At 61.6% G+C, this 21,562-nt stretch carries 25 protein-coding genes; 16 read left to right on the plus strand and 9 right to left on the minus strand.

Translation table 11 applies throughout. From position 1 onward, the window contains the following. Positions 1-56: 56 nt before the first annotated feature. Entirely contained in the window at positions 57-1,631 is a 1,575-nt protein-coding gene (locus tag NKH30_RS10935; RefSeq protein WP_292654762.1) for a trimethylamine methyltransferase family protein, read from the minus strand. Between the two features lie 308 nt (positions 1,632-1,939). Between NKH30_RS10935 and NKH30_RS10940 the strand changes: the two genes are divergently transcribed. After that, on the plus strand, positions 1,940-2,638 hold the full coding sequence (locus NKH30_RS10940) for a cobalamin B12-binding domain-containing protein (protein ID WP_023676506.1): 699 nt from the start codon (positions 1,940-1,942) through the stop codon (positions 2,636-2,638). An 81-nt stretch (positions 2,639-2,719) separates the two neighbouring features. Here NKH30_RS10940 and NKH30_RS10945 read toward each other — a convergent pair whose 3' ends face one another. After that, positions 2,720-2,860 (minus strand): entericidin A/B family lipoprotein, encoded by a 141-nt coding sequence (locus NKH30_RS10945; protein WP_023676507.1) that lies wholly within the window; start codon positions 2,858-2,860, stop codon positions 2,720-2,722. Positions 2,861-2,924: 64 nt separating this feature from the next. Here NKH30_RS10945 and NKH30_RS10950 point away from each other — a divergent pair, with 64 nt between their 5' ends. Beyond that, positions 2,925-3,554, plus strand: a complete 630-nt coding sequence (locus NKH30_RS10950; RefSeq protein ID WP_352500949.1) for a DUF1638 domain-containing protein — start codon at positions 2,925-2,927, stop codon at positions 3,552-3,554. A 58-nt stretch (positions 3,555-3,612) separates the two neighbouring features. Here NKH30_RS10950 and NKH30_RS10955 read toward each other — a convergent pair whose 3' ends face one another. Together NKH30_RS10955 and NKH30_RS10960 are read right to left on the minus strand one after the other, a co-directional pair. Next, positions 3,613-4,128: a hypothetical protein gene (locus tag NKH30_RS10955; protein WP_352500950.1), complete on the minus strand. Its 516-nt coding sequence runs from the start codon at positions 4,126-4,128 to the stop codon at positions 3,613-3,615. A gap of 44 nt (positions 4,129-4,172) precedes the next feature. Beyond that, positions 4,173-5,084 carry an NAD-dependent epimerase/dehydratase family protein gene (locus tag NKH30_RS10960; RefSeq protein ID WP_352995383.1) on the minus strand — a complete coding sequence of 304 codons (912 nt, stop codon included), beginning with the start codon at positions 5,082-5,084 and terminating at the stop codon, positions 4,173-4,175. Positions 5,085-5,205: 121 nt separating this feature from the next. On the opposite strand from NKH30_RS10960, the gene NKH30_RS10965 reads away from it, so the two are divergent. The 10 genes from NKH30_RS10965 (at position 5,206) to NKH30_RS11010 (ending at position 14,699) form a co-directional block, all read left to right on the plus strand. After that, positions 5,206-5,781, plus strand: a complete 576-nt coding sequence (locus tag NKH30_RS10965; RefSeq protein ID WP_352995386.1) for a DUF4893 domain-containing protein — start codon at positions 5,206-5,208, stop codon at positions 5,779-5,781. A gap of 79 nt (positions 5,782-5,860) precedes the next feature. Next, positions 5,861-6,643, plus strand: a complete 783-nt coding sequence (locus tag NKH30_RS10970; protein WP_352679962.1) for a formyl transferase — start codon at positions 5,861-5,863, stop codon at positions 6,641-6,643. A 43-nt stretch (positions 6,644-6,686) separates the two neighbouring features. Next, positions 6,687-7,598 carry a fatty acid desaturase gene (locus NKH30_RS10975; RefSeq protein ID WP_352679959.1) on the plus strand — a complete coding sequence of 304 codons (912 nt, stop codon included), beginning with the start codon at positions 6,687-6,689 and terminating at the stop codon, positions 7,596-7,598. Between the two features lie 235 nt (positions 7,599-7,833). Next, positions 7,834-8,136, plus strand: a complete 303-nt coding sequence (locus NKH30_RS10980; protein WP_352470289.1) for a virulence factor — start codon at positions 7,834-7,836, stop codon at positions 8,134-8,136. Further along, a complete protein-coding gene (locus tag NKH30_RS10985) occupies positions 8,129-8,752 on the plus strand; it encodes a methylenetetrahydrofolate reductase C-terminal domain-containing protein (protein ID WP_352454616.1) in 624 nt (207 codons plus the stop codon). The genes NKH30_RS10980 and NKH30_RS10985 overlap by 8 nt, the downstream gene beginning before the upstream one ends. Continuing rightward, a complete protein-coding gene (locus NKH30_RS10990; protein ID WP_023676515.1) occupies positions 8,749-9,840 on the plus strand; it encodes a methylenetetrahydrofolate reductase in 1,092 nt (363 codons plus the stop codon). Before NKH30_RS10985 ends, NKH30_RS10990 begins: the two co-directional genes overlap by 4 nt. Positions 9,841-9,920: 80 nt before the next feature. Beyond that, the gene (locus NKH30_RS10995) at positions 9,921-10,895 is read left to right on the plus strand and encodes a methyltetrahydrofolate cobalamin methyltransferase (protein ID WP_023676516.1); all 975 of its coding nucleotides are present in this window, start codon (positions 9,921-9,923) and stop codon (positions 10,893-10,895) included. Between the two features lie 113 nt (positions 10,896-11,008). Further along, positions 11,009-13,078: an ASKHA domain-containing protein gene (locus NKH30_RS11000; RefSeq protein ID WP_023676517.1), complete on the plus strand. Its 2,070-nt coding sequence runs from the start codon at positions 11,009-11,011 to the stop codon at positions 13,076-13,078. 186 nt (positions 13,079-13,264) lie between these two features. Then, entirely contained in the window at positions 13,265-13,447 is a 183-nt protein-coding gene (locus NKH30_RS11005) for a hypothetical protein (protein WP_352500957.1), read from the plus strand. Positions 13,448-13,715: 268 nt separating this feature from the next. Continuing rightward, positions 13,716-14,699 (plus strand): alpha/beta hydrolase, encoded by a 984-nt coding sequence (locus NKH30_RS11010; RefSeq protein ID WP_352500958.1) that lies wholly within the window; start codon positions 13,716-13,718, stop codon positions 14,697-14,699. Between the two features lie 6 nt (positions 14,700-14,705). On the opposite strand, the gene NKH30_RS11015 is transcribed toward NKH30_RS11010, so the two are convergent. Further along, positions 14,706-15,605 carry a LysR substrate-binding domain-containing protein gene (locus NKH30_RS11015; protein WP_023676521.1) on the minus strand — a complete coding sequence of 300 codons (900 nt, stop codon included), beginning with the start codon at positions 15,603-15,605 and terminating at the stop codon, positions 14,706-14,708. 229 nt (positions 15,606-15,834) lie between these two features. Between NKH30_RS11015 and NKH30_RS11020 the strand changes: the two genes are divergently transcribed. From NKH30_RS11020 to NKH30_RS11035, 4 genes are all read left to right on the plus strand, one after another. Further along, complete coding sequence (locus NKH30_RS11020) at positions 15,835-16,020, plus strand: hypothetical protein (RefSeq protein ID WP_352452109.1); 186 nt, start codon at positions 15,835-15,837, stop codon at positions 16,018-16,020. A 335-nt stretch (positions 16,021-16,355) separates the two neighbouring features. Then, positions 16,356-16,490, plus strand: a complete 135-nt coding sequence (locus NKH30_RS11025) for a hypothetical protein (protein ID WP_013894968.1) — start codon at positions 16,356-16,358, stop codon at positions 16,488-16,490. A gap of 350 nt (positions 16,491-16,840) precedes the next feature. Beyond that, entirely contained in the window at positions 16,841-17,779 is a 939-nt protein-coding gene (locus NKH30_RS11030) for a GlxA family transcriptional regulator (RefSeq protein WP_352501106.1), read from the plus strand. A gap of 58 nt (positions 17,780-17,837) precedes the next feature. Further along, positions 17,838-18,011: a type II toxin -antitoxin system TacA 1-like antitoxin gene (locus tag NKH30_RS11035; RefSeq protein WP_352500959.1), complete on the plus strand. Its 174-nt coding sequence runs from the start codon at positions 17,838-17,840 to the stop codon at positions 18,009-18,011. Positions 18,012-18,021: 10 nt separating this feature from the next. On the opposite strand, the gene NKH30_RS11040 is transcribed toward NKH30_RS11035, so the two are convergent. The 4 genes from NKH30_RS11040 to NKH30_RS11055 form a co-directional block, all read right to left on the minus strand. Beyond that, positions 18,022-18,804 (minus strand): ABC transporter ATP-binding protein, encoded by a 783-nt coding sequence (locus NKH30_RS11040; protein WP_352500960.1) that lies wholly within the window; start codon positions 18,802-18,804, stop codon positions 18,022-18,024. Beyond that, the gene (locus NKH30_RS11045; protein WP_352539653.1) at positions 18,801-19,577 is read right to left on the minus strand and encodes an ABC transporter permease; all 777 of its coding nucleotides are present in this window, start codon (positions 19,575-19,577) and stop codon (positions 18,801-18,803) included. The genes NKH30_RS11040 and NKH30_RS11045 overlap by 4 nt, the downstream gene beginning before the upstream one ends. A 71-nt stretch (positions 19,578-19,648) precedes the next feature. Next, positions 19,649-20,599, minus strand: a complete 951-nt coding sequence (locus NKH30_RS11050) for an ABC transporter substrate-binding protein (RefSeq protein ID WP_352766919.1) — start codon at positions 20,597-20,599, stop codon at positions 19,649-19,651. A 114-nt stretch (positions 20,600-20,713) separates the two neighbouring features. After that, positions 20,714-21,562, minus strand: coding sequence for a DUF1194 domain-containing protein (locus tag NKH30_RS11055; protein WP_352470280.1), 849 nt, complete (start codon positions 21,560-21,562; stop codon positions 20,714-20,716).

Here is a 21,562-nt window from a genome sequence, read left to right on the forward strand (position 1 = left end):
CAGACTTCCTTGTGGATGATGTTGGCGACTTTAGCCCCGCCTGATTCGGGCTCCTTTCAGGTGAAGGCGTCGGCCATCGACGCCTTCTTCCTGGCGATGAAGTCCTTCAGCCCGTCGTCGATGCCCGGGTCGAGATACGGCGCCTCGTAGCTCTCCAGCCAGCGGCGGGCGAGCTCGTTGGCGCGCTGCGGCGCGGTCTTTTCGCCTTCGGCCAGCCATTGCTCGTAGGAATTGTTATCGGCGATGTTGGAACGGTAGAACGCGGTCTGGAAATTGGCCTGGGTGTGATCGCAGCCGAGATAGTGGCTGCCCGGGCCGACCTGGCGGATGGCGTCCATTGCCTGGCCGTTTTCCGACAGGTCGACACCCTCAGAGAACTTCTGCGTCATGCCGAGCTGGTCGATATCCATCATGAACTTTTCGTAGCAGGAGGCGAGACCGCCCTCGAGCCAGCCAGCCGAATGCAGCACGAAGTTGGTGCCGGCGAGGATCGTCGAGTTCAGCGTGTTGGCGCTCTCGTAGGCGGCCTGCGCATCGGGGATTTTTGAAGCACAGAGCGAACCGCCGGTGCGAAACGGCAGGCCGAGCCGACGGGCAAGCTGTGCGGCGCCATACGAGACCAGCGACGGCTCCGGCGTGCCGAAGGTCGGCGCGCCCGACTGCATCGAGATCGACGAGGCGAAGGTGCCGAACAGCACCGGCGCACCCGGCCGGATCAGCTGGGTGAACGACGCTCCCGCCAGAACCTCGGCTAAAACCTGGGTCAGCGTGCCGGCGACCGTCACCGGGCTCATCGCACCGGCAAGGATGAACGGCGTGACGATACAGGCCTGATTGTGGCGCGAATAGACCTTCAGCGCTCCCAGCATGGTCTCGTCGAAGACCATCGGCGAGTTGGCGTTGATCAGGCTGGTCAGCACCGTGTTGTTCTCGACGAAATCGTCACCGAACACGATCTTGGCCATCGCCACCGTATCTTCCGCGCGCTCGGGCGCGGTCACCGAGCCCATGAACGGCTTGTCCGAATATTTGATATGGCTGTAGACCATGTCGAGATGCCGTTTGTTGACCGGCACGTCGACCGGCTCGCAAACCGTGCCGCCCGAATGGTGGATCGACGGCGCCATATAGGCGAGTTTCACGAAATTCCGGAAATCCTCGATCGTCGCATAGCGCCTGACGCCGTCGAGATCGCGCACGAAGGGCGGTCCATAGACCGGCGCGAACACTGTCGCGTTGCCGCCGATCTGCACCGAGCGCTCGCCGTTGCGGGCGTGCTGGGTATAGACGGACGGAGCGGTCTTCAACAGCGAGCGGCAGAGGCCCTTGGGGAAATGCACCCGCTCGCCCTTGACGTCGGCGCCCGCCTCTTTCCAAAGCTGCAGCGCCTCGGCGTCGTCGCGGAAGATGATGCCGATCTCCTCCAGCACCGTGTCGGTGTTCTTTTCGATCAGCGCCAGCCCTTCCTCGTCCAGCACTTCATAGACGTTGATCTTGCGCTTGATATAGGTGAGCTGTGTGCCGGGGCCGCCGCCCGAACGCGCGGCCCGTCGGGCTGCGGCGCCACCGCTGGCAGCGCGCCCGCGCCGTGCGTTTGACGCTTCCTGATCGACCGGCGCGTTCTCACTCATAATCGTTCTTCCCTGGCTTTCGTTCTGGCCTGATTTACTCCGGCCGGGCTGTTGTACCGGCCTGAAATCCGTTTGCGGCCGCATATTGCGGTCTCTGGCCGGATCGTAGCCATGCACCCTATTCGAAACGGCCCGCCAGCGCCAACGCCTGTCGCAAAATCGACAAGAATTCCAAGAGATTTACGGTCGCTTTCGTTTTGCGGGAAGTCGCAAATCAGCTATGGACAACCGGCCCGTGCGGGTTAGGTATTGACGCGATATTTTTAAGCTGCCGCGATAGTTGTAGCCGGCAAGGAGCCTGAGAAAAAATGGCCGACGACGAGATCATCCTTTCGGAACTCTCCGACGACGAGTTGGTGCAGCAGATGCACGACGATCTTTATGACGGGTTGAAGGAAGAAATCGAGGAAGGCACCAATATCCTTCTCGAGCGCGGCTGGGCGCCTTACAAGGTGTTGACCGAGGCTCTGGTCGAGGGCATGCGTATCGTCGGCGAGGATTTCCGCGACGGCATCCTGTTCGTTCCCGAAGTGCTGCTGTCGGCCAACGCGATGAAGGCCGGCATGTTCATCCTGCGTCCGCTGCTTGTCGCCACAGGCGCGCCGAAGCAGGGCAAAATGGTGATCGGCACCGTCAAGGGCGACATCCACGACATCGGCAAGAACCTAGTCGGCATGATGATGGAAGGCGCCGGCTTCGATGTCATCGACCTCGGCATCAACAATGCGGTCGAAAAATATCTCGATGCCATCGAAAAGCACCAGCCCGACATCATCGGCATGTCGGCCCTGCTGACGACGACCATGCCTTACATGAAGGTCGTCATCGATACGATGAAGGAAAAAGGCATTCGCGACGACTATGTCGTACTGGTCGGCGGCGCACCGCTCAACGAGGAATTCGGCAAAGCCGTCGGCGCCGACGCCTATTGCCGCGACGCCGCGGTGGCAGTCGAGACCGCCAAGGACTTCATGAAGCGCAAGCACAACGTCCGCGCTTCGGCCTGAGCCAATAAGTCCGGCACGAACAAGAAAAGCCGCGCCTTGCAGTGCGGCTTTTTTATTCCCAAATGTTGAGAGCCGTGCGGATCAGGGTTTCTTGACGGTATCGTCAACTGCCTTCGCAGTGGATTTGATATCCTTACCGACGCCGCGCACCGTGTTGGCGCAGGCCGAAACAGCCAAGGCGCAGGCGAGAATAGCGATTGGCGCGACGCGGAACAATTTCATGATTGGTGTCTCCCTCAGCATATAAATTCGCTGGACAGCAACGAAGATCGATTAGACTGGTTCCATGACTACCGCGCGAAAACAACAATCCGATCAAGGCGACAGGCTGCTCGTCATCGCCTGCGGGATGATCGCGCGCGAAGTTTTGGCGGTCAAGGAGCAGCTCGGGCTCGACCATCTTGACCTGACCTGCCTGCCGGCGGAGTTCCATTTCTATCCGGACCGCATCGCGCCGGCCATGGACAGGGCTATCGAGAAGGCCAAGACCGACGGCTACAGACACATCTTCGTCGGCTATGCCGATTGCGGCACGGGTGGCCTGCTCGATCGGATCTGCGAGAAGCATGGCGTCGAGCGCATGGCCGGGCCGCATTGCTTTGCTTTCTACCAGGGCATGGATGCCTATGCGAAGGTCGCCGATGACGACATGATGTCGTTCTACATGACCGACTTCCTCTGCCGGCAATTCGATGCCTTCTTCATGAAGCCGCTCGGCCTCGACAAGCACCCGGAGCTGATCAAGGACTATTTCGGCAACTACGAGAAGCTGATCTATATCGCTCAGACCAACGACCCGGAACTCGACAAGGTCGCCGAAAAGGCGGCGAAAATGCTCGGCCTCGCCTATGAGCGCCGCTCGACCGGCTATGGTGACCTGACGAAGGAACTGGCCAGCGCCTCAGCACATTCGTAAAAGAAATAGCGTCCTCTAAGCGTTTGCCGGAGGCTGCCGTTCATTTTCGCCCACCGATTCACCGATCCGATATGACATCGATAATGCGCCCGGTTTCAAGGCGGATCGGCCCCCGCGCGGTTGGATCTTTAAGCAATATTTCGGCAAGCATTGCATCGACATTGTCGAAATTACTTTGCAGAATTGACGGATCACTTAGCTCCCAATACTCCCCTTCATCGACGACATTGAGACTGGAGAACAAGCGAGTAATTTCGCGAAGAAACCTGATGATCTCGATATGAGCGCCTGCACCTGAAAACTGAGTTTTACAATGTTGTTGAACGAAGAGGTGATTGTCGAACTCAAGCCGCAGCGGTTCCGAATTGGGATGCGGTTGAAGCTCTATTCCAAACACAGGGCCAATATAATCCACGTTTCGTTCATCAATGACTCGATTGAGCGTCTTCTCGCGCTCATCGATCTCGCGCACCGGCCAGTCTCGCGCAATGGCGAACGCCTTGGCTTCGTGCAGCAAAGCAGCATATTGCTCGTGACCCCGTAACTGTCCTTCAAAGTAGATTGTTACTCCCAACTACCTCTCCCAGTGACGCGCATTCCTGACGAATACCCGCGCTCTTATTCCGCCACAAGCCGGGCGAGCACATCGGCAAAGCTCGTCTTGCAGATGAAACCCAGCCGCTTCCTCGCCCGCGACGCATCATAGACCCGGTCGATCGACGAAAACATCGTCCAGCCTTTCTTCGCGTAGAGCGCCGGATAATCCGGAAAATAGCGCGCCACGACCGACGGCGCGTCGGCGATCAAGGCCGCGCAATCTTCGGGCTGGAAAGGCGTCGGTGCCGAGATGATGAAAGTGTCGAAGCCCAATTGCGGCGCTTTCTCCAGGGCAGCGATGTGGGCGTCGGCTGCGTCCTCCACCGTCAGCCGGCGGAACAACAGCTCATTGGCCTTGGTGTTGGCATCCGACTGTTCGATCACGTGCGCCATGTCGTCCGCCTCGGGAAAAAACCGGGCGGTGCGCAACACGATCACCGGCAGGCCGAACTGCAAATGATAGAGCCGGCAGAGCTGTTCGGCTGAAAGCTTGGTGACGCCGTAGATGTTGCGCGGTTCAGGCGACATGTCTTCCGTCAGCCATGCCGCCTTGCGCGTCCCGCCGGTGAAGCCGGCACGAATGGTTTGGGAAATCATCAGCGACGTCGTCGACGTGAACACGAAACGCTGAACGCCGAATGCTGCCGCCGCGTCGAGCAGGTTGAGCGTGCCGCGCACATTCGTCTCGACGAAATCCTCGTTGCGATAACGTTCGATGTCAGGCTTGTGCAGCGCGCCGCTATGGATGATGGCCTCGACGCGGTTCCCCTCGACCGCCCTTATGACCAGGTCGCGATCGGCGACTGAGCCGACGATCGGCGTTTCCGAAGACGGAACGGGATCGAGGCCGGTGACGTCATGGCCAAGAGCCCGCAGGCGCGGCGCCAAGGCGCTGCCCAGCCAACCGGACGATCCCGTCAGCAAGATCCGCATTCTTTCCACCTCGTTTCTGCTGTCGATGCTCAGGCACGGATGACAGAACGCGGCGAAACATTAAGGTATGCGCCAGACAAGAAAACAGCCTGCTCCAGCCATCAACAGGGAAACGCCACCGATGATCGCTCGCCTCATGTTTGCCGCAGCAACTGTCCTCTGCTTGACCATGCCCGCGTTCGCCGATGGCGAGGTGCAGACGCTGATAACGGCTGCCGACAAGGCGCGGCTCAACAAATATGGCGAGACGCGCAAGGCAGCGCTTGACGAGGCGAAGGCCGGCGATCCCGCCGAGGTCAAGCAGCTCGACGCTTTGCTGGCAAAGCCTCTGGTTTCCTTCTCCGACAAGGATTTGACCGGCAAGTGGCAATGCCGCACCATCAAGGCCGGCGGATTGAGCCCGCTCGTCATCTATGGCTGGTTCAAATGCAAGGTGAGCGACGACGGTTCCGGCTGGAGACTGGAAAAGATCACCGGCTCGCAGCGCACCAAGGGCCGCTTCTTCGACGATGGCGAAAAACGCGCGATCTATCTCGGTTCCTTCCACGTCAACGACGATCCGGCAAAGCCCTACGGCAGCGGCCCGGAAAGCGATCAGGTCGGCTATGCCTTCCGCAACAGCGCCAGTGAATGGCGCATCGAGTTCCCGGCGCCCTATTACGAATCGAAGCTCGATATCCTCGAATTCAAGCGCTGAGCCCCGATCACCAGGGGTTAACCCGGTCAGCCTAGCATTCGCGCGCAAAGAACAGGTTCTTTGCGGGGAGTCGCAGAGCATGGCACTGTCGAAAACAAACCAACGGCCGATCGTCGTCGTCACCGAAGGCGGCCCGCATATCTGGGCGATCGTCAACGCCCTCGCCGATCAACTCGGCCCGGTCAGCGTCATCCTCGAAGCTCCTGAATCCAAAAAGCAATTGCTTCTCGCGCGGGCGCGGCGGCAAGGCTGGACCTCGGCCATCGGTCAACTCGGCACGATGGTGCTGACGCGCCTCGGCAAGCGCTTCTTCGCCGGCCACGCAGCACGGCTTGCCGCCGGGCAGAAGCTGCAAACCGAACCGAAGCCTGGGCAAAAGATCATTTATGTCTCGTCGGCCAACGCGCCGGAGTGCCTGCAGGCGATTGCGGAAATCCAGCCGGGTGTGGTGCTGCTCGCCGGCTGCCGCTTGCTGTCGCGGCAGACGCTGGCGAAAATCCCTTGCCCGGTCCTCAACTACCATGCCGGCATCGCCCCGAAATATCGTGGCATGAACGGCGGCTACTGGGCGCTGGCCTCAGGCGATGCGGAGAACTTCGGCACCACCGTGCATCTGGTCGACGCCGGCGTCGACACTGGCGGCGTGCTGCGGCAGACGCGTGGCAAACCGCAGCCGGGCGACACAGTTTCGAGCTACGCGTTGCGGCAGGCGGCCTTCTCGCGCGACATCTGCGTCGAAGCGGTCAGGGATGCGCTGGCCGGCAAGCTCGGCACGGTGGATCCCGGCCTACCTTCGACACAATGGTATCATCCGACGATATGGTTTTATCTCTGGACGGGGATAAGGAACGGCGTCTGGTGACGCGCCGATTTACCGGACAGCCACCCGCCACTAACATTGCATCATGAGCGACATCGACCACCGCACCATCATTGCCGGCCTTTCGGTCGAGGACCGTCGCGACCTCACCGCCAGGGTTGACCGGCCAGGCATTGTCCGGCTGGCGGTCCATGCCGGGCTGGTTATCCTGCTAGGCGCGCTGATCGCCGCTCGCATCCCGTTCTGGCCCGCGCTCGTCTTGCCGCAGGGAATCCTGATCGTCTTCTTCTTCACGCCGTTGCACGAGACCATCCATGAAACTGCGTTCAGAACGGCGCGGCTCAATCGCACCATCGCCGCCGTGGCCGGCTTCCTTATCCTGCTGCCGCCGGCATGGTTCCGCTATTTCCATTTCGCCCATCACCGCCATACGCACGACCCGGACAACGACCCCGAACTGATGGCCCCGAAGCCGGAGACCATCAGCCAATATCTGCGCTATCTGTCAGGCGGCCCCTATTGGATCGCCATGGGCCGTGTGATCGCAACCAATGCGGCGGGCCGCAACCGCGACGGCTTTGTGCCGGAAAAGCGCCGCGGCAAGGTGGTTGCCGAAGCACGGCAGTTCCTGATCGGCTATGCGGCATTGCTGGCCGCATCGCTCGCCGCGCAGTCGGCGCTGCTGTTGTGGGTCTGGATCGTGCCGGTGCTGGTCGGACAGCCGTTTTTGCGTGCCTACCTGCTGGCCGAGCACGCGTTGTGCCCACATGTCGCCAACATGCTCGAGAACACCCGCACCACCTTCACCACAAGGCTGGTGCGCTTCGTGGCTTGGAATATGCCGTACCATTCCGAGCACCATTCCTATCCGGCCGTTCCCTTCCACCGCCTGCCGCGCTTCCATGACATCGTCGCGGAGCATTTACGCACGACCGAACGAGGTTACGTGCGCTTCCACAGGAAGCTGGTCGGCAGCTACGATGGCCGCGCCGGCTGACCAGTGCTGGAAGAAACTCCGCTTTCAACCGCGGCCGTCGATTGCGTCGCTTTTGAAGGCCCCCGCGTCGTCCCATAACAAGCAGCCCAACAGCGCTTCCGGCAATGCTCGAAACCACTGCATTGGCCAAAAGATCGGAATCGATCTTCGGAGAGCACGATGCAGCGGAGTTAAATGGTAGAGCATCGTTTGTGCGTCCGATTGGACGCACGGCGCTCTGCAGGAGCAGGAAATTATGGCCGATCTGATCGTCGTCTACTGGCGCGACATCCCCGCCCAGGTCATCGTCAAGAAGGGCCGGCAGAACGCCAAGCGCGAACTGCCGCTGCGCTTCACCGAGGCGATCGACATGTGCGCCATGCGCACCGGCGCTGGCGGCACCGACGACTATCTTGCCGAATGGCACAAGGCAGAACCCCTCCCGGTCAGTGACGATCTTGAAGCCGAGGCCGAGAAGGCTCTTCAGGAACTTGATGCGAAATACGACCGTGAGCGGCTGGTCGCTCTGGTCAAGGCGGGGGGCAAAGAGAATGTCTGATCCCCAATCAATGCCGGCGACGACGGCTCAAGCCGGCGTGACCCAGGCGACCATCGTCAAGAAGGCGGCGCCGAAATCCGACTACAAGCCGGCCGACGTGTCGCCGCAGCGGCGTGTGCAGCGCTCTTTCGCGGTGCGCCTTTGGTCTGTGCGGCATTCGCGGCTGCTCGAATGGTTCTACGGCAAATTCGCCGACATGTTCCTGCTCCTCCATCCGCTGTGGAAGGGCATCGGCTATAGCCGTGTCGAAGGGCCTGTGAAATTCGTCGAAAAGCGCGTCAAGGGATTCATGTTCGACTGCCGCATGTGCGGCCAGTGCATCCTTTCCTCGACCGGCATGTCGTGCCCAATGAACTGCCCCAAGCAATTGCGCAACGGCCCTTGCGGCGGTGTCCGCGCCAACGGCAATTGCGAGGTCGAGCCTGACATGCCTTGCGTCTGGGTCAAAGCCTGGGAAGGCTCGCGGAACATGGTGCATGGCGACAAGATTTTGGAAGTGCAGAAGCCGGTGGATCAGTCCTTGCGCGAAACTTCCGCCTGGCTGCGGGTCACCGCGCAGGCCGCGGCCGCCCGCAATGCGGCCCGGAATACTACGAAGACCGGAGCATCGGCATGATCGGCCGTCAGCCAGACGAGAATCCGGCCGGCATCCATTTGCCGCTCGATCCCCTGCCCGGCCACACCTCGCGTGGCCGGCTGGAACGCGTCCTCAGGCGCGGCGAGTTCGCAGTGACGACCGAGCTCAATCCGCCCGACAGCGCCGATCCGGAAGACGTCTACAACCGCGCCAGGATTTTCGACGGCTGGGTCGACGCCATCAATGCCGTCGACGCTTCCGGCGCCAACTGCCACATGTCGTCGGTCGGCATCTGCGCGCTGCTGACCCGCATGGGCTATGCCCCGATCATGCAGATCGCCTGCCGCGACCGGAACCGCATCGCCATCCAGGGCGACGTGCTTGGGGGTGCTGCGATGGGCGTCGCCAACATGCTGTGCCTGACCGGCGACGGCGTGCAGGCCGGCGACCAGCCCGGCGCCAAGCCGGTGTTCGATCTCGACTGCATGTCGCTGCTCGAAACCTGCCGCGTTATGCGCGATAACGGCAAATTCCTGTCCGGCCGCAAACTCACGACCCCGCCGCAGCTTTTCCTTGGCGCGGCGATCAACCCGTTTGCGCCGCCGATCGATTTCCGGCCCTATCGGCTGGGCAAGAAGATCGCCGCCGGGGCACAGTTCGTGCAGAGCCAGTACTGCTTCGACGTACCGATGTTCCGCACCTACATGCAGAAGGTCCGCGATCTCGGCTATACCGAGAAATGTTTCATCCTGTGCGGCGTCGGGCCGCTGGCCTCGGCCAAGACGGCCAAATGGATCCGCTCCAACGTACCGGGCATTCACATTCCCGATCAGATCGTCAAGCGCCTGGAAGGCGCTCAGGATCAGAAGAAGGAAGGCAAGCAGCTCTGCATCGACATCATCAATGAGGTGAAGGAAATTCCCGGTGTGTCCGGCGTCCATGTGATGGCCTATCGCCAGGAAGAATACGTCGCTGAGATCGTCGACGAATCTGGCGTGCTGAAGGGTCGCCGGCCGTGGAAACGCGAAATCCGCCGCGACGACCAGCTCGTTGCCGACCGGCTCGACCACATACTGCATGACGACCTCACCGAAACCCAGGTCGACATGGTCAAGACCGCGCATTGACAGCGCGAATCGTCAGCATTCGCTTGATCAGAAACAGATAACGATATAAAGAACTCTTTATATCACGATGGAGAGATTTCATGACCCGCACCATCGTCGCCTCGGCGACACGAGAAATCATCATCGGCTTCGATCAGCCCTTCTGCGTGATCGGCGAGCGCATCAACCCGACCGGCCGTAAGAAACTGGCCGCCGAAATGATCGCCGGCAATTTTGAGACCGTCATCAAGGATGCGCTGGAACAGGCCGCCTGTGGGGCGACCATGCTCGACGTCAATGCCGGCGTCACTGCAGTTGATCCCAACGCCACCGAGCCGGCGCTGCTGGTGCAGACGCTGGAGATCGTGCAAGGCCTAGTCGACCTGCCGTTGTCGATCGACTCCTCCGTGACTGCGGCAATCGAAGCGGCGCTGAAGGTCGCCAAAGGCCGGCCGCTGGTCAATTCCGTCACCGGCGAGGAGGAAAAGCTCGAAGCCATCCTGCCGTTGATCAAGAAATACAACGTTCCCGTCGTCGCCATTTCCAACGACGAGACCGGTATTTCGATGGACCCCGATGTGCGCTTCGCCGTCGCCAAGAAGATCGTTCAGCGCTGTGCCGACTTCGGCATTCCGGCGCATGATGTGGTCGTCGACCCGCTGGTCATGCCGATCGGCGCGCTGGGCGATGCCGGCCGCCAGGTATTTGCCCTGCTACGCCGGCTGCGCGAGGAGCTCAAGGTCAACACCACCTGCGGCCTCTCCAACATCTCATTCGGCCTGCCGCACCGTCATGGCATCAACGCCGCCTTCATCCCGATGGTGATCGGCGCCGGCATGACCTCAGCGATCATGAACCCGGTGCGGCCGCAGGAAATGGAAGCGGTGCGTGGCGCCAACGTGCTGAACGGCACCGACGAGAACTGCACCAACTGGATCAGGACCTACAAGGACTACAAGCCTGCTGAAGGCGGCCAGGCCGTTGCCGCCCGGACGCAGGTCAACGCGCCGGGCGATGGCAATGGCAATGGCGGACGCAGGCGCGGCGGCCGCGAAGCGCGTATGGCCCGGGGTTGAGCCAGGTCTTGGCCGACACGATATGGGGCCTAGGACTGGGGAGGAACCGAGACATAGCGGCATCGCTGCCGTAGCCAAGACCCGAGCTGCGTAGAAAGTAAAGTCTGGAACGTATGAACTCTCCCGTCAACATCACCGATCCGCTCGTGCTGTTCATGCCGTCGGGCAAGCGCGGCCGGTTTCCGGTCGGCACGCCGGTTCTGGACGCCGCGCGCCAACTCGGTGTCTATGTCGAGAGCGTGTGCGGCGGGCGTGCCACTTGCGGGCGTTGCCAGATCGAGGTGCAGGAAGGCAATTTCGCCAAGCACAAGATCGTTTCCTCCAACGATCACCTCTCGCCCAAGGGCGCCAAGGAAGAGCGCTACGAGCGCGTACGCGGCCTGCCCGAGCGCCGCCGGCTGTCCTGCTCGGCGCAGATTCTCGGCGATCTCGTCGTCGACGTGCCGCAGGACACCGTCATCAACGCGCAGACCATTCGCAAGGACGCCGACACCAGGGTCATCGCCCGCGATGCGGCAATCCGCATGTGCTATGTCGAGATCGAAGAACCCGACATGCACAAGCCGCTCGGCGACCTCGACCGTCTGAAGATCGCGCTGATGAAGGACTGGGGCCTCAAGAGCCTCGATTTCGATTTCCATCTGTTGCCGCAGGTGCAAGGCATTTTGCGCAAAGGCAACTGGACCGCGACCGCCGCCATCCACAAGGACACCGACAGCGAGACCGCACGGGTCATCGCTTTGTGGCCCGGCCTCAAGAACGAGGCGTACGGACTTGCCTGCGATATCGGCTCGACCACGATCGCCATGCATCTGGTGTCGTTGCTGTCGGGCCGCGTCGCCGCCTCGTCGGGCACATCCAATCCGCAGATCCGCTTCGGCGAGGATCTGATGAGCCGTGTCTCGTACGTGATGATGAACCCGGACGGCCGCGAAGGCATGACGGTCGCCGTGCGCGAGGCCATTTCGGGGCTTGTGGACAAGGTCTGCACCGAAGGCAACGTCCAGCGCAACGACATCCTGGATTCCGTGTTCGTCGGCAATCCGATCATGCACCATCTGTTCCTCGGCATCGATCCGACCGAGCTCGGCGGCGCCCCCTTCGCGCTAGCCGTCTCCGGCGCCGTGCACATCAAGGCATCGGATATCGGTTTGAAGCTCAACCAGGGCGCCAGGCTCTATATGCTTCCTTGCATTGCCGGCCATGTCGGCGCGGACGCTGCCGCAGTGACGCTGTCGGAAGGGCCGCACCGCCAGGACGAGATGATGCTGATCGTCGATGTCGGCACCAATGCCGAGATCGTGCTCGGCAATCGCCAGCGGGTCGTGGCGGCCTCATCGCCAACTGGCCCGGCCTTCGAAGGTGCGGAAATCTCCGGTGGCCAGCGCGCCGCACCGGGTGCCATCGAGCGCGTCCGCATCGATCCTGAAACGCTGGAACCGAAATACCGCGTCATCGGCTCGGAACTCTGGTCCGACGAGCCGGGCTTCCTCGACAGTGTGCAGGCGACCGGCGTCACTGGTATTTGCGGCTCCGGCATCATCGAGGTGGTCGCCGAGATGTATCTCGCCGGCATCATCTCCGAGGACGGCGTCGTCGATGGATCGCTGAGCGGCCACTCGCCCCGCGTCGTCGCCAATGGCCGCACCTTCTCCTATGTGCTGAAGGAAGGCGAGCCCAAGATCACCATCACCCAGACTGATGTGCGCGCTATCCAGCTAGCCAAGGCCGCCCTTTATGCCGGCACCAAGCTTTTGATGGAAAAGCAGCACACCGATCATGTCGACCGCATCCACTTCGCCGGCGCATTCGGCTCGTTCATCGACCCGAAATACGCAATGGTGCTGGGCCTGATTCCGGATTGCGACCTCGACAAGGTCTCGGCCGTTGGCAATGCGGCCGGCGCCGGCGCCCGCATGGCGCTGTTGAACCGTGGCTATCGCCGCGAGATCGAGGAAACCGTTAGCAAGATCGAGAAGATCGAGACGGCGCTGGAGCCGAAATTCCAGGAACATTTCGTTTATGCCATGGCGCTCCCGAACAAGATCGACCCGTTTCCCAAGCTGTCGGCGGCGGTGAAACTGCCGCCGCGCAAGACGGTGAGCGAAGACGGCATTGCCGGCGACGCTGCCCCGCGGCGGCGTTCGCGCGAAGGCCATGCCGCGCGGCGCGGGCGGGGATGACTCGCCTCCGCCAGGCTGTCAGAACTTCCATTTTCATTTGTATGCAAATGTTTCCAGATCGCGCCGATCTGGAAACGAAATCGCGTTTTCGTGAAATCCGCCAGATACATAGGCGGAGCATTTAACCGGCATCGAACGGCCGGCGGAAACAGTTTTCGGCCACCGCAACGCTCCAAGGAGATCAAGATGTCGATGTTCGAAAGCTTCGGCCGCTATGGTGCGGCCTTCAAGAAAACACGCGAAGCGCGCAAGTCGCTGCGCATCCTCAACAGCTTGCCGCCTGAGATCCAAAAGGACATTGGCTGGCCGGTGTCGCCGCGTTCGAGCGAAAGGCAGCTTGCGGTCGGATGGGGCACGCAGCGCGGATGAAATTCATCGACAAATGCAAGCTGCTCGGTATTCGCCGGAGCCGCAATGCGGCTCCGGCTGCACCCAGCAATTGGCTGCGCGCCGCGTTGCTGCCGCGGCGTTGAGCTGCACCGGTAGGCCAGAGACTTCATGGCCGGACGCTTTGTCGACAGCTGGGATCAAACGACCGTGTTGAGATTGCATCAATCTTGACTTTTTTGGTGGCGACACAATCTTCGAAATAGTCGGGGGTTCTCTTAGTCGGCTCAGCCGAAGTCCGTGTATCTGCATGCCCAGTCTCAAAAGCCACGTCGTGTCGTTCGTCCTCAGGTACAGCCGCAAGAAGGCGTTTTCCAGCCCCGAGAACCTGCAGCGCTGGATCGCCTATGCGCGCAAGACGGAAAACCATCAGCCGCCTGCGTCGCTGTGGTCACGCCTGGAGATCACAACCCGCACGATCAACGGCTTTCCCGTCTACGAGATCGCTCCCCAGGCTGGTGAGCGGAGGCGGATTCTCTACCTGCACGGCGGCGCTTACGTCTTTGAAATCACACCCTATCATTGGCGGCTGATCGCCGACATGGCCGACCGCCTCGGGTTCGGTATCACCGTGCCGATCTATCCCATTGCTCCCGAACACGATTTTCACGCCATGTTCGGCATGGTCGGCGCCGTCTACCGCCAGATGTTCGGCGAAACCAGGGCGAATGATATCATCTTCATGGGCGATTCCGCCGGCGGAAACATGGCCGTCGTGCTGACCATGATGGCTGCGCAAGACGGCCTGCCCTTGCCATCACGCCACGTGCTGATTTCGCCCGGTCTCGACGTGTCGCTCGCCAACCCAGAAATGTATGAGGCCGAACGCAACGATCCGTGGCTGGGCATTGCCGGCGGCCGCGAGGCGATCCGGCTTTACAGCGCCGGCATCGATCCCACCGACTGGCGCATCAGCCCGGTTTACGGCGACCTGTCGGTGCTGCCCAAAACGCTGCTGCTGACCGGTTCACGCGATCTGCTCACCCCCGACAATCTGATTTTCGCGGAAAAGGCACGCGCGGCCGGCGTCGAAATTGAGGTCGTCCACGAGCAAGGCATGTTCCATGTCTGGCCGTTGATCGACATGCCGGAGGCGCGTCGCGCGCGGGACAGCATAGTGGCCTTCTTGACCAACGAAACTGACAGTTATCATGCCAAGGCAGGAGAGTTGTCGCTGCAAAGGGCAGACCGCGACGGAACGCCTCGCGATCTGGTTGCGCCGCTCAGGTCGTAGTTTGGCTCAGAACTTCCCAGTTTCCCTGAACATCTCAAACGTCGCGCGGATATGGTCGGCGACTGCCTTCACCGGCGCGCTGGCGTCCGGCGTCACCACCATGGCGAGGTTGTAGGTGCCGATGTCAGGCATGCCGTCCTTCGGGCACAGCTCGACCATATCGCTGCCGAGGAAGGATTTCGGCAGCGGCGCCACCGCAAGATCCGCCATGATCGCGGCGCGCTGGCCGGCCGTGTGTGCGCTCATATATGCGATACGGTAGTTGCGGCCCTCGCGCCCAAGCGCCTCCAATGCCCCTGCCCGCCAGGCACAGCCCTCTTCCCACAATGAGACCGGCAGCGGCTCACGCAGATGCGCGCAACCGCCCTTGGCACCGGCCCAGACGATCGGCTCTGTGAGCAGCACTTCGGCGCCGATCGCGCTGGTCTTGTAGGAGTTGGTGAGCAGCGTGATGTCGAGCGCCCGGTCGTCCATGCGCCGGCGCAGATTGACGCTCTGGTCGATGGTGACGTCGACCGCGATCGATGGATGCGACTGTGCGAACCGCTTCAGTACATGCGGCAGCACACGTTCGCCGTAATCGTCCGGCGAGCCGAGCCGCACCACCCCGACAATGTCTGGAATGATGAACTTCGACACCACCTCGCGATTGATCGACAGCAGCCGGCGCGCATAGCCGAGCAGCATCTCGCCATCGGTGGTCAGCGTCACCGAACGGGCGTCGCGCGCGAACACCGAGCGGCCGAGAATGTCCTCCAGCTTCTTGATCTGCATGGAGACGGCCGACGGCGTGCGGAAGACCGCATTGGCCGCAGTGGTGAAGCTGCCGGTCTCGGCGATCGCGACGAAAGTGCGCAGAACATCCAGATCGAGCAGCGGCAGCGGATGATTGAGTGGGGCGTTCATGGCAAGCGACCTTCAATTTTTCTGATGCAAACCATCATTCCATTTCGTTTGATTGAACATCAGTTTGGGAGGATAGTCAACTCGGTCGGAGGCAGGACGCATCGAAGTGGTCCCGAAACAACCATGACACGGACCTGCAATCGACACGAAATGAAGCTGAAACAAAGCCGGTGTACCGCCTGACGCTGCAAGCGCCGGGACGACCCGGCCCAACGCGAAGGAGAATGAGATGTCTATCCTGTCATCCATCGGTCGGATCGCGACCGAGTTCAGCGAGGCCCGTGCCCGCTACCAGACGGAACGCGCCATCCGCGCGCTGCCGATTGAACTGCAGAAGGATATCGGCTGGCCGGAAGCTGCCGATGCCAAGGCCGGCACTCGCCATGGTGTGGGATCGTGGGCTGGAGCAAAGTAAACCGTGTGTATCAACAGCTGAAGGCCTGCCGCGCAGATCAGCCCGGCAGGCCTTTTTGTTTGTACTCCAATGATTTTCCCGAGCCATGTCGCCGTCGCATGCCGCATATGAGCAAGTCGCATAGCAGCCCGCACTGGCAATCAACGCATTGTAAATAATCGAAAATCCTGGGCAGAATGCCCAAATTTGTCGCATTCCGTGTCGCTTTTCATATCAAGTGCTTCGCTTTTGCGATTTAGTTTCCCCTCACGTAAGCCTATATCATCATCAACAAACGAGCTGCCCCACTCCATCAAGCGAAGGCGACCCGTCTGAGCAACCGAATGGAGATGATCATGAAGCTTTTTGCCCGCCTCTTTGCCCGTCGCGAAATGAACCTGACGACCGCGCTCGAGCGCCAGCGCCTGGCCAACACCATGCCTGGCCAGACCGGTGCCATGGCTGCCGCGCGCCTCGGCTTCGTCGCCTGAGACGCGGCAATCCCGGCGGAAGCAGCCTAGCGCTGCTTCGAAGTCGATCCAGCGCCGCTTCGGTTTTGCCGAGGCGGCGTTTTCGTGTGCGCAGACTGCGTAGGCTCGGTTGGTCGATCCGGCGGCATGTCGCGTCCTTCGCCGCATAGCGATCGCCCATTTGCGACCCGTGTCGCAAATAAAGTCGCTCCGTTGCCATCTAGCCAATTGACAGGAAACGTCTTTCCTGATGTCGCTGTGCTAATCGCGACATCCTGTTCGCGCCATTGCAGCGTGAGGATCTACCCGTGAACGTCGTAAAGCACCCGATCCGGCGATCGTTCGTGTTCTTCCTGGTCCCCGATTTCACCATGATCGCCTTCGCGACGGCGCTCGACCCGTTGCGTTCGGCCAACCGCATGCTCGGCTATGAAGCCTATCGCTGGCGGCTCGCCAGCATCGACGGCAAGCCGGTGCGCGCCTCGAACGGCGTCGAATGCGCCGTCAACACCTCGCTGGAGGAAGAGCGCAAGAAAATGTCCGGACCGGACCGGCCGAACATGGCCATCGTCTGCAGTGGCATCAATGTCGAGCGCTACCAGAACAAATCGGCCTTTGCCTGGTTGCGCGAGGAGTACAATCGCGGCGTTGCCGTCGGCGGCCTGTGCACCGGCGCGCATATCCTGGCCGCCGCAGGCCTGCTGTCCAACAAGCGCTGCGCCATCCATTGGGAGAACCTGCCGGGCTTTTCCGAGGCGTTCCCCAAGGCCAATGTCTTCGCCGACCTCTTCGAGATCGACCAGAACATCTACACCTGCGCCGGCGGCACCGCCGCGCTCGACATGATGCTGAAGCTGATCGGCGACGATTTCGACGAAAGCCTCGTCAACCGCGTCTGCGAGCAGGTGCTGACTGATCGCGTGCGCAGCCCGACCGACCGCCAGCGCCTGCCGCTGCGCGCCCGCCTTGGCGTGCAGAATTCCAAGGTTCTGGCCATTATCGAGCTGATGGAAGCCAATCTCTCCGAGCCGCTCTCGCTGATCGAGGTCGCTGATCATGTCGACCTGTCGCGCCGGCAGATTGAGCGCCTGTTCCGCACCGAGATGGGGCGCTCCCCTGCCCGTTACTATCTGGAGATCCGCCTCGACCGCGCCCGGCACCTGCTGATCCAGTCGTCGTTGCCGGTGGTCGAAGTGGCGGTCGCCTGCGGCTTTGTTTCCGCCTCGCATTTCTCCAAATGCTATCGCGAGTTGTACGCCCGCTCGCCGCAACAGGAACGCGTCGATCGCAAGCAATTGCTGGCGGCTTGATCTGGCAAATCAGCAGAGGACCGGCGAAGTGTGATATTCCCGCATCGAGAGATGTCGCATGACCACGAGTTCGAGCCTATCCCAAAAACCGGCCGACCCGCACAGCTTCCGCCTCGATGCAGAAAAATGGGCCGCGTTCATGGCGGCACTGGACGCCCCTACGCGCGACCTTCCACGCCTAAAGCGCCTGTTGAGCGAACCGAGCATCTTTTCCGGTCGCGGTCGAGTGTAGGTTGCGGCGACTATACCTGCGCCGTGCGCATAGCCTCGACGCGGATGTCTTCCGTCAGCCGCGCTTTCAGCGCCGAGAATTCCGGGCTGGTCTTCAGCGTGTAGTGGCGCGGATGCGGCAGGTCGACGGCAACGTCCGATTTGATGCGGCCTGGCCGTGCCGTCATCACGACCACGCGCGACGCCATGAAGATCGCCTCCTCGATGTCGTGGGTGACGAACAGCACCGTTTTTTGCCGGCGCTCCCAGATGCCGAGAAGCAGTTCCTGCATCAGCCCGCGGGTCTGGTTGTCGAGTGCGCCGAACGGCTCGTCGAGCAGCAGGATCTCCGGATCGTTGGCCAGTGCCCGGGCAATCGCGGTGCGCTGCTGCATGCCGCCGGAAAGCTGCTTCGGCCAGTGGTTTTCAAAACCTCTCAGCCCGACGAGATCGACGTAAGAAGCGACGATTTCGCTGCGCTCGTGCTCGGCCATTCCACGTTCGCGCAGGCCGAAGGCGATGTTCTCGGCGACCGTCAGCCACGGAAACAGCGTATAGGACTGGAAAACCATGCCGCGGTCTGGACCGGGCCGGTCCACCACCCTGCCGTCGAGCAGAACACGTCCCCCACTCGGCGCTTCGAGGCCGGCGACGATCCTGAGCAGTGTCGACTTTCCACAGCCGGATGGCCCCAGGATGGTGATGAAGTCGTTGGCGGCGACCGCCAGATCGATCGGCATCAGCGCCTTGACCGGCTGCCCACCGCCGACACCGGCGAAGGTGCGCGAGACGCCTTCGATGAGCAGCTTGCTCACGCCAGGCTCCATGGAAACAGCCAACGGTTGAGCGCCTTGAAGGCGAAATCGGACAACAGCCCGATCAGGCCGATGACGATGATGCCGAAGATGATCTGCCCTGTCGCCAGCCGCGACTGGCTGTTGATGATCATGTAGCCGATGCCCGACGACGAGCCGATCAGCTCGGCGACGATGACATAGGTCCAGGCCCAGCCGAGCACCAGCCGCAGGGTCTCGGCAATCTCCGGCGCATTGGCCGGCATGATCACGCGCCGCACGATGCCGTTGTCGGACGAGCCAAGCGTGTAGGCCGCCTCGACTAGGTCGCGCCGTGTGCCGCCGACCTTGACCGCGATGATCAGGATGATCTGGAACACCGAGCCGACGAAGATCACCAGCAGTTTTTCGAGCTCGCCAACGCCCGCCCACAGGATGAGCAGCGGGATGAAGGCCGATGCCGGCAGATAGCGGGCGAAGGAGACGAACGGCTCCAGGAACGCCTCCACGGGCTTCCAGGCACCCATCAAGATGCCGAGCGGCACGGCAACGATGGCCGCCATCAGGAACCCGCCGAAGACGCGCCAGATGGTGATAAGGATGTCGAGCCAGAAGCGGTCCTCGACCAGCAGCCGCCAGCCGTCTCTCACCATCGACAGCGGATCGGCAAGGAAAATGCGATTGACGTGGCCGCCAAGCGTGATCCACGCCCAGAACGCCACGAACAGCACGAAGAACGAAATGCCGAGCACGGTTCGAATGCCCGGCGAGACCGGATGCAAGGGGCGCGGCATCTTCGACCGTCCTCTGATCTGAATGAAAAAGCGGCGACGCACGCGCCGCCGCCGGGCGACAATCCTGGCGGTTAGTCGGCGACGGCGCTGGTGTCGGCCAACGTCGAGACGTCAGGCGCTTCCTTGATCAAACCCATCTGCAGCAGAAGCTCGCCAGCGGTCTTGGAAAAGTCCTGGAATTCCTTGGTGAAGAACTGCTTGTTTTCAGCCTTGTCGGCCCATTTCAGGTATTTGGCCGACTCTTCGAATTCCTTGGCCGACTGCTTCACGTCGGCACCCATCGTCTCATAGGATTTCGCCGGATCGCTCTTGATCAGGTCGAGTGCCTCGAAATAGCTGTCGGCAAGCGCCTTGCCCGCATCCGGATTGGCCTTGAGGAACTCCGGCGTGCAGCCGACCGTATCGAGCACCATCGGATAGTCGAGAGTGGTGACAAGGATATGGCCCTGGTCGGACTTTTCGCGCACCGCCGAGATGAACGGCTCATAGGTGACCGCCGCATCGTTCTGGCCGGCGAGAAACGCCTGCGCCGCCGCATCCGGCTCCAGGTTGACGACCGTCACGTCCTTGGTCGACATGCCGTTCTTGTTGAGCACCCAGGCCAGCATGAAATAGGGCGAGGTGCCCGGCGCCGAAGACGCGACCGACTTACCTTTGAGATCGGCGACGGTCTTGATGTCGTTGCGGGCGACGATGCCGTCGGCGCCGTAGGATTTGTCGAGCTGGAATATCTGCTTGGTCGTCACGCCATTGGCGTTCCAGACCAGCCAGGTCTCGACCGTGGTGGCGGCGCATTGCAGGTCGCCGCTGGCGATGGCGAGCGGCCGGCTGGCTTGCGGCACCTTCTTCAAGGTGACGTCGAGGCCGTGCTTTTCGAAGATGCCGGCCTGCTTGGCGAGCGTCAGCGGCGCAAAGCCGGTCCATCCACTGATGCCGATGCTGACCGATGTGGCGGCCATCGCCGGCGCGGACAATCCGATGGCAAGCGTCAAGCTTGCGGCAAGAATTCCGATCCTGTTCATGTCGGTTCCCCTTTTATGTGTTCGGATGCGGAATTGTGTCACAGACGCCCTCAGGCTTGTCAATGAAGCAGATGCTGCACTGCGGTATGTCACCATCGACAGCAAACTCCGCCATCAGCGGCTGTTGTACATCCAGCTGCGGTCGCGCCACATTTTTTCGCCAACCAGGCAGTCGGTGACGGGGATGTCCTGTGCCAGCACCAATGGCGGATGCGCCGCCCCTTCCGCCGCTCGCTGCGGCGAGGCCGGACCGGCAAGCTCCAGCACCAGCTTGCGGCGGATGGCCGCCGGAAACTGCGTCCAGTCATTGACCGGGATCATGAAGGAGCCCGGCCCGCCGATGACGCAGTCGCTGTAGTAGCGGTCGAGATTGTTGACATCGTAAGCGCTGCTGAACCCGCCCCTGGTCATCAGCGGCAGGCCGTTGATGGTGATGCCTTGCTTGATCACAGCGTCGCGGGTGATATCGACAGGTGCGCCCTGGTTGTTGGGGCCGTCACCCGAAATGTCGATCACCCGCTTGACGCCCTGGAAGCCGCTTTCAGCAAAGAGATCGCTGGCGAATTCCAGCGCGCCGGAGATCGAGGTGCGCCTGGCACTGGCCGGCGGATGAGCGGAAAGCTGCGCTGCCAGCCGCTCGGCGTCGGCACGATTGGCGATCACCGTCCACGGCACCACGACCTGCTGCCAGGTCGCGCCAGCCCATTCGACATAGGTGACGGCAATCTTGCCATGAGCGCCTTCGCCGATTGCCTGCAGGACATCGTCATGCGTCAGAGCCGCCGCATAGCCATGACGCTGGATTTCGAGCTCGTCCGGCGACATGGACAGCGAAACGTCGACCGCCAGCACCAGTTCGACGTCAACCGGCTCGGCGGCGCGGGAGTTTGCAGTCAGCCATAGCACCGACGCCAGCGCGGCGGCACCCGAGACGAGATGTCTTGCACGGGCAAAACCAGACAT

This window comes from Mesorhizobium sp. M1273 (assembly GCF_040318195.1).
Taxonomy (GTDB): Bacteria; Pseudomonadota; Alphaproteobacteria; order Rhizobiales; family Rhizobiaceae; genus Mesorhizobium.